This window comes from Cupriavidus cauae (assembly GCF_026210475.1).
GTDB classification, from domain to species: domain Bacteria; phylum Pseudomonadota; class Gammaproteobacteria; order Burkholderiales; family Burkholderiaceae; genus Cupriavidus; species Cupriavidus cauae.
Window position 1 is genome coordinate 377804 of the sequence record NZ_CP080293.1, and the last position, 13311, is coordinate 391114.

A 13311-nucleotide genomic window follows, 5' to 3' on the forward strand; every position below is an offset into this window, starting at 1 on the left:
GAACTTGATGTCATGTCGAAGAAAAGCAATCCAACACACTCCAACGATCAGTTCCCCAACATCGTCAAGGTTAGAGACGATCACAAGCCGTTGCGCTTTGGGCCTGACGACAATCAGAAGTTCAAACTGCAGGAGGGCAGTGACGCATCCTGGGTCGGCTCGGATGCGTTCGGAGAGAAGGAGCTTCGGGAACACATCGAACCATGGCTGACATCGCTTTTTCAGTCGGAACACCTTTCTCTACTGGCAGGTTCTGGCTTGACGCATGCGGTGCATTTTCTGGCTGCAGGCACAAGCGCAGCGGGGATGGGGACAATCCCTCTGTCCATCCATCAAGACAAGATCACTGCGGCTGCGGAGACTTCCGCAGAGCAGGCTGGGCGCAAGAAAGGAAATGTTGAAGATCAACTGCGCGTAGCAAATGAGCTGTTGCGCGGCTTGGAGATCGTTCAAAGCTCCAAAGCAACGACCTTGCGGGATGAACTCGAAGAAGGAATGAAGGCTTTCGCCGAATCCATCCTGAAAAGTGAAGCCGGGATCGCGACTGCCCCTGACACTCAACGTGAGCGCGCCTTTACCGCGTTGGTGACCTTCCTGATGAGCTTTGCAAGCCGCACGGGAACGCGCGACCGCTTGAGCATCTTCACCACCAACTACGACCGGCTGATCGAAGCCGGTGCGGAACTGGCTGGCCTGCATCTACTGGATCGCTTCCTTGGCACTTTGATGCCTATCTTCCGTTCCTCGCGGCTTGACCTGGACATGCACTACAACCCGCCGGGCATTCGTGGCGAGCCTCGGTACTTGGAGGGCGTGGCTCGCTTCGTCAAGCTGCACGGCTCTGTGGATTGGGTACAGACAGGCAAGGATATCCGGCGCATCGGCCTGCCGTTCGGAGCTGATGCCGTTGAACCGTATTTACAGGCTCCTGGCTTGAGCGGCGCAACAGCTCACAAGCTGATGATCTACCCCAACGCCGCCAAGGACAGGGAAACCGCCGACTACCCCTATGTGGAGTTGTTCCGGGATCTGGCTGCGGCCGTGTGCCGACCCAACAGCACGCTCGTGACATACGGCTACAGCTTTGGCGATGAGCACATCAATCGCGTAATTCGGGACATGCTCACCATCCCATCCACGCACTTGGTCGTAATTTCGCGCGACGACCCGCTTGATCGCATCATGCAGACTTACGAGCAGATCGGCCGGCCTTCGCAAGTCAGCCTGTTGATCGGCCCGGCGCTGGCCGACCTGACGATACTTACGGAGAACTACCTGCCCAAGGCTGCCATTGACAAGACTACGTTCCGGATGAGCGAGCTGCTCAAGCAGCGATTTGCTACCAAGCAAAGCGCGCCAAAATCCAAAGGGCAGGACGCTGAAGACTGGAGTGGTCCGGTATGAGTATCTCTCCATTGGCGCACGCAGACTCCTTGCGCATCGGTACGATTGACTTCGTCTCTCCCGACGAGATCAAGGTACTGCTGGACATTGAGGCGCCTGACGGAGTCTCTCTGAACACGGGCACGCCTCGCCCGTTTCCGCGCATCAACGGCTACGTGCTTTCGCCAAGCGACCAAGGCTACTTGGTGGCCCAAGTGGAATGGATTACCGTGGAGCGTTCGCAGTATCCCAAGCGCAAGGGAATGCAGGACTTCGGCTTGGTGGACCTGCCCTACCCGCTGCGCAAGATGAGCCTGAACCCCTTGGGCCTTCTGTTCTACGCGGGCGAAAGCGATGGCAAGGATCGCTACGAGTTCAGGCGCGGCGTACAAGCTTATCCATCGGTGGGCGATCCGGTGTTATTGCCTACGCAGGTTCAACTTCGCGCCATCGTTGAATCAGGAGAGAACCGCCGCGTCAAGATCGGCGTGAGTCCATTGGCAGCCAACGCGGAAGTCCGAATCGACCCAGACCGCCTCTTTGGCCGTCACTTGGCCGTGCTTGGCAATACGGGCAGTGGCAAGTCGTGTTCGGTTGCCGGATTGGTTCGCTGGTCGATGGATGCTGCCAGAAAAGCGCGCAATGGCGCTGACCCGAATGCACGCTTCATCGTGCTCGACCCCAATGGCGAATATGCGAACACGTTCAAGGGCATGGGCAAGGCACGAGTCTTTGCCGTTAATCCATCTGAAGGCGTAAAACAACTCCAGGTTCCTTTGTGGTTCTGGAACAGCGCTGAGTGGAGCGCTTTCACCCAGGCCAGCGCCAGAACCCAGCGCCCAACCTTGATTCAGGCACTGCGATCAGTGCGAGATGGCTCAGTTGATGCTGCACCCACCGCGAGCAGCGACATGCGCCGCTATTTGCGGACTCTGGTTAGTGCTGTTCATATCGAGCGCAATGCGGGTGGACCTTGGAAGGGGCCAGGTCAGGCACGAGGCTTTCGAGACCGCCTTCGTGCTTGGAACGAAGGACTTGTTGCTGGTGCATCCTTCACCCAACAGGAAAGCGATTCAATCGCCCAGCTTTCCCATCATTTCACGCAGCTACTGGGAGCCCATCAAGGGGATTGGCCGCCGGTATTTACCCGGCAGGAAGTCGATGCTTTGCTGCATCTACTGAGTGAAACCCACTCGGCTTTCGGTGGCGGTGATACCGACGCACTGCCCATTGATGCAGACGTACCACGGTCATTCACTGGCGACCAACTGCTCCGCAGCGTAGAAGCCAACGCCGAATTGATGGGGGTTTCCGAGTACGTCGAGACGATGCTCATGCGGATCAGGACGATTTTGTCGGACAGCCGCATGAAGACGATAGCTGGCGGCACGGCAGGCATGGAGCTGCACGACTGGCTGACCCGCTATCTCGGCGACAGCCAAGCCTCGAACGGCTCCGTTACTGTTATTGATCTCTCATTGGTACCGGCCGAAGTGGTTCACATCATCACGGCCGTGATTGCTCGAATGACGCTGGAAGCCTTGCAACGCTACCGTAAGCTCAACGCTGGCAAGACACTCCCGACCGTGTTGGTGATGGAGGAAGCCCATACCTTCATCCGCCGTTATCCGGACGACGCAGAGAACCAGAATTCGGCAGCCATTTGCTGCCAGGTCTTCGAGAAGATCGCCCGCGAAGGTCGCAAGTTTGGCTTGGGGCTGGTGCTTTCTTCCCAACGGCCCAGCGAGTTGTCGCAAACGGTGCTGTCTCAGTGCAACAGCTACTTGCTCCACCGCATCAGTAACGACCGCGATCAGGAGCTGGTTCACAAGCTGGTTCCGGACAACCTGCGTGGCCTGCTGCGCGACCTGCCATCGTTGCCCGCGCGCCATGCCATCCTGCTGGGCTGGGCGTCGGAACTCCCGGTCTTGGTACAGATGAACAACCTGCCCAAGGATCACCGGCCCAAGTCGGATGATCCCGACTTCTGGGCCGTATGGTCTGGAGACGGACTCGACAAGGATTCCGAGGGGAACGCCATTGAGCGAACCGTTGACTGGCAAGCCATTGCCGCCGACTGGCAGCAAATCCCCCTGAATGGTGAGCCAGAAGACGGCTCGGACACCTAACAACTCGCAAGCGACGAGAAGATTGATATGGAAAAGCTGAAGATGCACTCGCCCAACCTGACCGAAGACAACATCGCGCGCATCCGCGATCTGTTCCCTAGTTGCGTGACCGAGGCGCGGGGCGAGGATGGCAGTGTGCGGCTGGCGGTGGATTTCGACCAGTTGCGGCAGGAGCTTTCTGCTTCGCTGGTGGAAGGGCCGCAGGAGCGGTATCACCTCAACTGGCCGGGCAAGCGCGAGGCGCTGCTGACGGCCAATGCGCCGATTGCCAAGACGTTGCGGCCGGTGCGTGGCGAGAGCGTGGACTTCGATACAACGAAGAACCTGTTCATCGAGGGAGATAACCTCGACGCATTGAAGCTGTTGCAGGAGACGTATCTGGGGAAGGTGAAGATGATCTACATCGACCCGCCGTACAACACGGGTAAGGATTTCATCTACAAAGATGACTTCAGCACAGATGTCGGCGATTACCTGCAACAGTCCAATCAAGCCGACTCGGAGGGTGGCCGACTGGTTGCCAACACCGAAGCGAACGGTCGTTTTCACTCCGATTGGCTGACCATGATCTATCCGCGACTGAAGCTCGCGCGCAACCTGCTGCGCGATGACGGCGCGATGCTGATTTCAATCGACGACAACGAATCCGACAATCTTCGCAAGGTGTGCGATGAAGTCTTCGGAGAAGAAAACTTCATAGGCCAGATTGTTTGGCAGCGCTCCAAGAAGGGGGACTCGAAGCTTATCGCAAAAGTCCACGAATACATCCTGTGCTATGTCCGAGATAAGGAGTCCGTCCTTGCAGGTGGAATCTGGCGACGCCCCAAAGAAGGGGCTGAGCAGGTGCTGTCAAAATATGCTGAACTGAAAGCCAGCTTGGGAGCAACCACGAGGCCATCCGGGCAGAGATACAGGCTTGGTACAAGCAGCTTCCGAACGACGATCCTCGCAAGGCACACAAGCACTACAACTGGTCGGATGATCGCGGGCTGTACTTCGCGGCTGACTTTGCAGGACCGGATGACGGTCGTGAGTCCAGGCCACGCCACGACATCCTTCACCCAGTCACCGGAAAGTCGTGCAAGAAGCCGTCAACAGGTTGGCGGTGGGATGAGGAAAAAACGAAATGGGCGCTTGCCCAGACTCCCCCACGCATTCACTTTGGACCTGACGAGACGACGATTCCGACGCGGAAAAGCTACCTTTTTGAAATCGACAGCGAGCCGTACTCTTCTGTGTTCTACCGGGACGGACGTTCTGCGACGCTGGAGGTTGAAGAACTCGTCGGGAAAGGCTGGTTCCCGTTTCCGAAGAACACCGATGTCCTGACCGAGTTGATTGAGCTGGTTACCAAACCCGACGACATCATTCTTGATTTCTTTGCAGGCTCAGGCAGCACGGGGCATGCGGTCATGAAGGTGAATCAGGCACACGGGTCTAAGCGGCGTTTCATCCTAGCTCAAATTCCTGAAGAAACGGGACGGACTGAATATGCCACGATTGCCGACATCACGAAGAAGCGTCTGCGGGAGGCTGGAAAGAAGATCGCTCAGGGAGCAGATTCAAAGGGTATGGACATCGGCTTCCGCGTCCTCAAGATCGACACGTCGAATATGGCCGACGTCTATTACGCCCCCGATGCGCTGGACAAGGCCAACCTCGACCTGTTCGTGGACAACATCAAGCCCGACCGCACAGCGGAAGACCTGCTGTTCCAGGTGATGCTGGACTGGGGCGTTGACCTCGCCCTGCCCATCGAGAAGAAGCCTATCCAGGGCAAAGACGTGTTCTTCGTGGACGGCAATGTGCTGGCCGCCTGCTTCGACGCGCATGGCGGCGTGGATGAAGCCTTCGTCAAGGAACTGGCCACGCACAAGCCGCTGCGCGTGGTGTTCCGCGATGCCGGGTTCAAGGACAGCGCCGTCAAGATCAACGTGGAGCAGATCTTCACGCTCTTGTCGCCATCCACCGAAGTGAAGAGCATTTGAGGGGGTGCACATGAGCAAAGAAGAATTGACTGCCAGCCCCACGGGCTATGCCGACTGGTTGGCTGAGCTCAAACAGCGAATCCATGCCGCGCAGCAACGCGCCACACTTGCGGTCAATCGCGAGCTGGTGCTGCTGTATTGGCAGATCGGTCAGGACATTCTGGCGCGCCAGGCCAGCCAGGGGTGGGGCAGCAAGGTGGTGGACAGGCTGGCCCACGATCTGCGCAACGCCTTTCCGGACATGAAGGGCTTTTCCCCGCGCAACCTCAAGTACATGCGAGCCTTTGCCGAGGCTTGGCCGGATGGCGAATTTGTGCAAGCGGCGCTTGCACAATTGCCCTGGTATCACCAGTTGGCCCTGCTGGACAAGCTTCAGACCGCCGAGGAGCGGCAATGGTACGCCGCGCAGGCGCTGGAAAACGGCTGGTCGCGCAACGTGCTGGTGATGCAGATCGAATCCGGCTTGCGCCAGCGTACAGGCGCGGCCATCACCAACTTCAGCCAGCGCCTGCCCCGGCCGCAGTCGGATCTGGCCCGGGAGTCACTGAAAGACCCGTACCGCCTAGACTTTCTCGGTCTGGGCAAGGAGGCGCAGGAACGTGCCATCGAGGATGCGCTGGTCAAGCACGTTACCCAGTTCCTGATGGAGCTGGGTGCGGGCTTTGCCTTCGTCGGACGGCAGGTGCATGTGGAAGTTGGCGACAAGGATTTCTACATCGACCTGTTGTTCTATCACCTGAAGTTGCGCTGCTATGTGGTGGTGGAACTGAAGGCCGGGGAGTTCCAACCCGAATACGCAGGCAAGCTCAATTTCTACCTCAGCGCGGTGGACAGCCAGCTCAGGCATCCCAGCGACAACCCCAGTCTGGGCCTGTTGCTGTGCAAAAACCGCGACAAGGTGGTGGCCGAGTACGCCTTGCGCGACATGAACAAGCCCATCGGTGTCGCGGAGTATCAACTGGTGCAGGCCTTGCCCAAGGAACTGCAAACAGACTTGCCTCGCATCGAGGACATCGAAAGTGAGCTGCGGGATGCGGATGATGCGCCCGGGGAGGCGCAGGCATGAAGCTGAAATTCAAGACCCAGGCCTACCAGACCGCCGCCGTGCAGGCGGTGGTGGACTGCTTCAAGGGGCAGGTGCCGCATCACGGCGGCATTCGCTACCGCCTTGACCCCGGTACCCGCAAGGCGGCGCCGGCCAGCCCACAGGGCGCGCTGGCGCTGGAGGCCGCGCCGGATGCGGCGGCAGAGCAGGAGGCGGCTTTCCGCAACGCCGACCTCACCCTGTCGGAGCTGGCTCTGCTGGACAACATCCACGCCGTGCAGCGGGCGCAGAATCTGCCGCTGTCGGATGCGCTGGTCAAGACCAAGGTGGCCAAGGTCAATCTCGACATCGAGATGGAAACCGGCACGGGCAAGACCTACTGCTACATCAAGACCATCTTCGAGCTGAACAAGCTGTACGGCTGGAGCAAGTTCATCATCGTGGTGCCCAGCATCGCCATCCGCGAGGGCGTGGCCAAGTCGCTGGACATCACCGCCGAGCACTTCCTGGAGACGTACCACAAGAAGGCGCGCTTCTTCATCTACAACTCCAAGCAACTGCACCACCTGGAGAGCTTTTCGTCGGACGCGGGCATCAACGTGATGGTGATCAACGTGCAGGCCTTCAATGCCACCGGCAAAGACAACCGCCGCATCTACGAGGAACTGGACGACTTCCAGTCCCGCCGACCCATCGACGTGATCAGCGCCAACCGTCCGATCCTGATACTGGATGAGCCGCAGAAGATGGAAGGCAAGAAAACGCTGGATTCGCTGGAAGCATTCAAGGCACTGATGGTGCTGCGCTACTCGGCCACCCACAAGACCACCCACAACAAGATTCACCGGCTGGATGCGCTGGATGCCTACAACCAGAAGCTGGTGAAGAAGATCGCCGTGCGCGGCATCGCGGTGAAGGGGCTGGCGGGCACGGCGGGCTATCTGTACCTGCAATCCATCGAGATTTCGAGCAAGAAGCCGCCCGAGGCGCGCGTCGAGTTCGAGCAGAAGCTGGCGGGCGGCAGCATCAAGCGCGTTGTGAGAAAACTCGGCAAGGGCGACAACCTGTTCGAGCTGTCGGGTGGACTGGATCAATACCGCGACTACGTGGTGGCGGACATCAACGCCAACACCGACACCCTGAGCTTTACCAATGGCGTGGAGCTGACGGTCGGCGACGCCACCGGCGACGTGACCGAGGTGGCGCTGCGCCGCATCCAGATTCGTGAGGCCATCAAGGCGCACTTCGATAAGGAGCAGGCACTGTTCCAACAGGGCGTCAAGGTGCTGACCCTGTTCTTCATCGACGAGGTGGCCAAGTACCGCGACTACGCGCAGGCGGACGAAAAAGGCGAATACGCCCGCATCTTTGAAGAGGAGTACACGCAGTACCTGAACGAGATGCTCGACCTGGACGAGACGGCCTACGTCAAGTACCTGAAAGGCATCGCGGCGGACAAGACCCACCGCGGCTACTTCTCCATCGACAAGAAGAGCAAGCGGCAGGTGGATTCGGCGGTTGCCGCGCGCGGCGAGAACGCGGGGTTGTCCGATGACGTGGACGCTTACGACCTGATCCTGAAGGACAAAGAGCGGCTGCTGTCGCTCGCTGAGCCGGTGCGTTTCATCTTCTCGCACTCGGCGTTGCGCGAAGGCTGGGACAACCCGAACGTGTTCGTCATCTGCGCGCTCAAGCACAGCGACAACACCATCTCCCGCCGTCAGGAAGTAGGGCGCGGCTTGCGGCTGTCGGTCAACCAGAATGGTGACCGGATGGATCACCCGGCCACCGTTCACGACGTGAACGTTCTGACGGTAGTGGCTAGCGAGAGCTACAAGGACTTCGTGACCGCGCTGCAACAGGACATCAGCGAGTCGTTGTCGGAACGTCCGCGCGTGGCGGACAAGGCATTCTTTACTGGCAAGATGGTGACCACGGCCACCGGCTCAGCGGCTGTCACAGAAGATCAAGCGACCGACATCGAGTTCTATCTGATTCAGAACGGCTACGTCGACAAGAAGCGCAACATCACCGAAAAATATCATCAGGCCAAGAAGGACGGCACCCTGGCTGCGCTGCCGGATGAACTCGCTTCCTTGGGCGACCAAGTGTTCGCGCTTGTGGATAGCGTCTTCAGCGAAAGCCAGTTGCCCGACATCGGCGACGACCGCCGCCCGAAAAAGAATCCGCTCAACGCCAACTTCGACAAGCAGGAGTTCAAGGCGCTGTGGAACCGCATCAACCGCAAGGCGGCCTACAGTGTCGATTTCGACTCGGACGAGCTGGTGCAAAAGGCAGTCAAGGAGCTGGACGCGGCCCTGCGCGTGACCCCACTGCAATACACCATCCAGGCCGGCGAACAGATCGACCAGGTGACTGGCGAGGCGCTCAAGCGTGGCGATGGTTTCAAGGTTTCCGAAACAAAGACCGAATACAACAAGCAGTCGATCCATTCAGCGGTCAAGTACGACCTGATCGGCAAGCTGGCCGAAGGTACTCAATTGACCCGCCGGACGGTGGCGGAAATCCTCAAGGGCATCAACGTCGCGGTCTTTGCGCAGTTCAAGAGGAACCCAGAGAACTTCATCGCCGAGGCCACACGGCTCATCAACGAACAGAAGGCGACGGTCATCATCGAGCATCTAGCCTACGACCCGGTCGAGGACAAGTTCGATCTGGACATCTTCACCGCCGGGCAGACCAAGCAGGACTTCAGCAAGGCCGGGAACAAGCTGCAACGGCACATCTACGACTACGTGCTGACCGACTCGAACATCGAGCGCGAGTTCGTGAAAGAACTGGATACGGCCAATGAAGTGGTGGTCTATGCCAAGCTGCCGCGCGGCTTCCTGATTCCCACGCCCGTGGGTGACTACAACCCGGACTGGGCGATCAGCTTCAAGGAAGGCACGGTCAAGCACATCTACTTCGTTGCCGAAACCAAGGGTTCCATGTCCACGATGGAACTGCGCGAAATCGAAAAAACCAAGATCAAGTGCGCCCGCAAGTTTTTTGACAAGATGAATCTCCGCTACGCCCCGGAGAACGTCAAATACGACGTGGTGGATAGCTTTGGCAAGCTGATGGATATCGTGATGGACGAGGAACAGTCGTCTCAGCATATGATGCCTACCCGATTGGTGGAAGTTCCTCGTAGGACAAAACCCTACATTCACTATCTGCTGGATGCCGTCCCTTGCTGCGAAGCTGAGGATTGGCTGGCGGGTCTGGTCTGCGATCAGGTGATTCAAAGCGGGTCTCTGTCCGAGCAGGATTTGCGCATGATCCTGCTGACACAAGTGGAGGCCAATGAGTACAGCGAGGCACTAGAACAATGGCGCACGCAAGAGCGGCTGGAACGGCTGCCATTGGTCATGAGTTGGGTTAGAAGTCTGTTAGCCATCCCTACCGGCCAAGCACTGGAAATACCAAGCGGCGCTGATCTCAGCAACATCCTTGGCGATGAATGTACCCGGCTGCTGGCAGGCCGTCTGCTGCAAGCCAGCAGCTACCAGCAGCAGACCCTTGACGCACTGGCCGTAGAAAGGGAAACAAACATCGACGCCCCGGACCTGGGAGCGCATAAACGCGCATAAGGTGGAAGTCATGGTGACGATAGCAGCCAAAGAAGCCGGACGTACTCAACCCAGGGTGTGGGTGGAAACCCTGTGGCTCCTCGAATCGCTGGAATCGGCAACACCGTTGCGGGAAATCTCCTTGCAACGCGGCCTAAACTTGATCCTGTCGGAACCCATGGAAGGCAGCCCCGGCCACGGCGTCGGCAAGACGGCCTGTTGCCAGTTGCTGCGCTTCGTACTCGAAGATCCTCAGTGGGCGGCAGGAACCCCATTGCGCGACGAACTGTGCCACGCCGTGCCGAATGGCGCGGTGGCCGCGCTTGTGCATTTGGACGGCGAAGCCTGGACGGTATTGAAACCCTGGCAACACCAGAAGCGGTACCGCGCGGCCAGAGGCGCGACCTGGCAGCAACTTGCTACCAATGAGGTCAACAACGAGCACGATGCCTATGTCCGTGCACTGGATGAAAAGCTAGCCAATATCCTGCCCGTTCGGAATCTGCCCGGCTCGAATCAGGTCATCCAATGGCAACACCTGCTGGCTTGGTGCTCCCGCGACCAGGGCAGCCGCTACCAGAGCTACTACCACTGGCGCATCGAGGGCACCGGCTTCTCCCTACCCGCACGATCCCCGGCGCTGCTGGTGAAAATTGTGCTCGGCCTATTGAAGGACGCCTCTCTCCATAACGAGTTGAAAAGTAAGGAAACCAGTCTCGGCCAATTACGCACAAAGATAGCCAGTTTGGAGCGCCGGCCAGCGGACCTGCTGGTCCACGTAAAACACCAGTTGGCAGCGGTATTGGGTGTAGAGGAATCTTCGCCGTTTCGCGCGGCTTCCTTGTTCGATGAAACTTCACTGTATGGGCTGGCCCAGCAACGGATCGAGCAATGTGACGAGGAGCTCCAGAAAAATCGCCAACAACGCGACCATCTGGAACAGGAGAGACTGGCCGTTCTTGAGCAACAGGCGCCACTCAGACAGCAGCAAAAAGCGCTGCAAAACCGCATCGCCCAGCTACAAGCGGCCATCAACGGCAACAACACGGAAGTTGAACGCCTGAAGAAAGAGCCAGAAGCGCTACAGGAAAAACTGCCGCTGCTCTGTGTGCCAGGCAACCGGCTGATGCGCGACTGCGATTATGTCCGCGAGCGGATAGATGTCGTACAGCTCAGTTCTATCCGCGACGCCAGGGAACGCCAGAGGAAGAACGAAGAATACCAATCAGAACTGAGGCAACAGAAAAAATTTCTGGGTGAGTTAGAACAGAAACTGTCTCCTTTTGATACCAGGGTCGTATCCCTGACAAGCTCATTGGATGAGAATAAAAGTCAGGAAATAATCATTATCGGCAGAAAGAATCATCTGGAGACGGCGATTGCTGAATACGACGACTATGAAGGCATCATTGCCAACCCGTCTGATTGGCAGGAATTGGCGGCCCTGAAAAACGACGAGGTGACACTGGGTAAGGAGATCGGGCAGATCACTCTGGCCATTCATCATCAGCAATCTCAATATGCCGAACGCACGCAAGCTTTGAGAAACGCGGCAGATTCGATTGCAAGGAGCATTCCTGGATTTGCCTGGGGAAATTTCGACTGTGACAAAACGCCGCCTTTTCATATGGGGCCAATGCATTCGACCACCTATGGCGTTCTGGAAACGCTCGCCGGAGACCTAGTTTGCCTACTGGACAGCAGCCATTCTGAAAGCAGCCATCCTGGGTTTTTGTTGCATGATTCGCCACGGGAAGCCGAAATGAGTGAAGTGTTACTCTGGTCGTTGTTGAAGATTGCCAAGGATCGTGCCAGTGCAGCCTGCCAGTATGTGGTTACCACATCCACAGAGGTGCCCCCGGCCTTCGAGGGTTTTGTAAGAGTGCGGCTGCATAGCAGGGAGGAGGATGGTTTCCTGTTCAAGAAACGCATTGGTATGAAATCCCGACCGCTGGATATGTAAACCGGCGTTATAGCCACATCGGCCTGACATCAGTGGAGCGCTTATTGTCGGCGGGCGTGGTCAACGCCAGCATCGAAGGTGATCCCGCCCGGCTGTACTCAACTCATCATTCAGTGCCGCGCCCTATCTTCCGCAATACACGTCGATAATCTGTGGCCGCCCATGTCCCAGTTCCAGACTAATACTTTGTCTCGCGTAGATGTCGATCTCGCGCTGTTTCTCTGAGAAGGTATGGCGTGGCGGCCCGCCTGTCGCAGGTGCTGCCCATCATCTGCGCATACTGATGTCGCAACCCATGCATGTTGCTCAACCCTGCTGCCTTGCACTGTCCGTCATAGGTGTGCCGTTGCTGAATGTAGTTTTTGTGTGCTGGGATCAATGACCCGGCTCCCGCCAGACGGTGTGCGGCTTGGAGCACCTCGCGCTGCTCAGGCGTAGTAATCGGCACGGTTCGCTCCCTTCCCGCCTTTCGTCCATGACCCCTTGAGGGCGAGATGATCACCCCGGTCGGCATAGCGCGGCTGAAACAGCAGCGACTCCTTCCTGCGCAAGCCAAAGGCGGCTTGTAATTGGAGACTCATGCGCACATGGGCATCCGTGATCTGATCGAGTTTCCTTCCCAGCTCGCGGGCCTTGCTGATGTTGGTCACATAACGGCGCTCGGCCACGCCAAGCTGCGTGTTGTCCGCTGGCAGGATGCCAGCTTGCCGATCTTCTCGGCCCACCAGCGCAGGTGAGAGAGCCGGTTCTTGATGGTGCCTGAAGACAAACCTTCGCCTTGCCAACGATCTAACAGGGCCTGAACGTGCTTCCCCTTGAATGACGAGGCCGTCATCTGCCGGAAACCGGCCTCGCGTAGTTGCCGCGCCGCCAGCGACAGCGAACGTATCCGGTCAGCCTGCGTGGTGTGGCTGCCGTCACGGTTGCGCTGGCAAAGCTGCCGCAGGGCGTAGGTCAAGTCGTCCATCTTCCGGCCTCCAAGCAAAGCGTCGTACTGCGTTGTCCTGAAATTCAGTGGTTAGTGTTGGTGCCAGCTCGCCAAGGCGAGATCCCGTGAGGGCAAGGGCATGGTGTTCAGGAGACACCAGAGCCTCGAATGAGGCGTCCGTCTTGCTCCCTGCTGGAAGCCCGGACGGAGGTACTGCAAGACGAAGGTGACGCGAACGTGGACGAGTCCTCCTATGAATCGAGTGGGATGAGAAATGCAGCAGGAGCCCTGTGCGTTGCA

General features: G+C 58.2%; 6 protein-coding genes and 2 pseudogenes. 7 read left to right on the forward strand and 1 reads right to left on the reverse strand.

The window, feature by feature from the left end; all coding sequences use genetic code 11:
• Positions 1 to 12: 12 nt before the first annotated feature.
• From KZ686_RS01675 to KZ686_RS01705, 7 genes and pseudogenes are all read left to right on the forward strand, one after another.
• Entirely contained in the window at positions 13 to 1404 is a 1392-nt protein-coding gene (locus KZ686_RS01675; protein ID WP_265632891.1) for an SIR2 family protein, read from the forward strand.
• Complete coding sequence (locus KZ686_RS01680) at positions 1401 to 3512, forward strand: ATP-binding protein (RefSeq protein WP_265632892.1); 2112 nt, start codon at positions 1401 to 1403, stop codon at positions 3510 to 3512. Before KZ686_RS01675 ends, KZ686_RS01680 begins: the two co-directional genes overlap by 4 nt.
• Positions 3513 to 3539: 27 nt before the next feature.
• Positions 3540 to 4841: a site-specific DNA-methyltransferase gene (locus KZ686_RS01685; RefSeq protein ID WP_265632893.1), complete on the forward strand. Its 1302-nt coding sequence runs from the start codon at positions 3540 to 3542 to the stop codon at positions 4839 to 4841.
• Positions 4748 to 5500 (forward strand): DNA methyltransferase, encoded by a 753-nt coding sequence (locus KZ686_RS01690; RefSeq protein WP_265632894.1) that lies wholly within the window; start codon positions 4748 to 4750, stop codon positions 5498 to 5500. The genes KZ686_RS01685 and KZ686_RS01690 overlap by 94 nt, the downstream gene beginning before the upstream one ends.
• A gap of 10 nt (positions 5501 to 5510) precedes the next feature.
• Positions 5511 to 6566 carry a PDDEXK nuclease domain-containing protein gene (locus KZ686_RS01695; RefSeq protein ID WP_265632895.1) on the forward strand — a complete coding sequence of 352 codons (1056 nt, stop codon included), beginning with the start codon at positions 5511 to 5513 and terminating at the stop codon, positions 6564 to 6566.
• Positions 6563 to 9640: pseudogene (locus tag KZ686_RS01700) on the forward strand (type III restriction-modification system endonuclease); the annotation flags it as partial. The gene KZ686_RS01695 and the pseudogene KZ686_RS01700, both read left to right, overlap by 4 nt.
• Positions 9641 to 10151: 511 nt before the next feature.
• Positions 10152 to 12083 (forward strand): chromosome partitioning protein ParA, encoded by a 1932-nt coding sequence (locus KZ686_RS01705; RefSeq protein WP_265632897.1) that lies wholly within the window; start codon positions 10152 to 10154, stop codon positions 12081 to 12083.
• Positions 12084 to 12206: 123 nt separating this feature from the next.
• Here the strand turns inward: KZ686_RS01705 and KZ686_RS25450 are convergent.
• Positions 12207 to 13050, reverse strand: a pseudogene (locus KZ686_RS25450) (integrase domain-containing protein).
• Positions 13051 to 13311: the final 261 nt, after the last annotated feature.

Bases quoted from the DNA above. Each gene is read 5' to 3' on its own strand.
- KZ686_RS01675 (WP_265632891.1), top strand. From the start codon at position 13: ATGTCGAAGAAAAGCAATCCAACACACTCCAACGATCAGTTCCCCAAC.
- KZ686_RS01680 (WP_265632892.1), top strand. From the start codon at position 1,401: ATGAGTATCTCTCCATTGGCGCACGCAGACTCCTTGCGCATCGGTACG.
- KZ686_RS01685 (WP_265632893.1), top strand. From the start codon at position 3,540: ATGGAAAAGCTGAAGATGCACTCGCCCAACCTGACCGAAGACAACATC.
- KZ686_RS01695 (WP_265632895.1), top strand. From the start codon at position 5,511: ATGAGCAAAGAAGAATTGACTGCCAGCCCCACGGGCTATGCCGACTGG.
- KZ686_RS01705 (WP_265632897.1), top strand. From the start codon at position 10,152: ATGGTGACGATAGCAGCCAAAGAAGCCGGACGTACTCAACCCAGGGTG.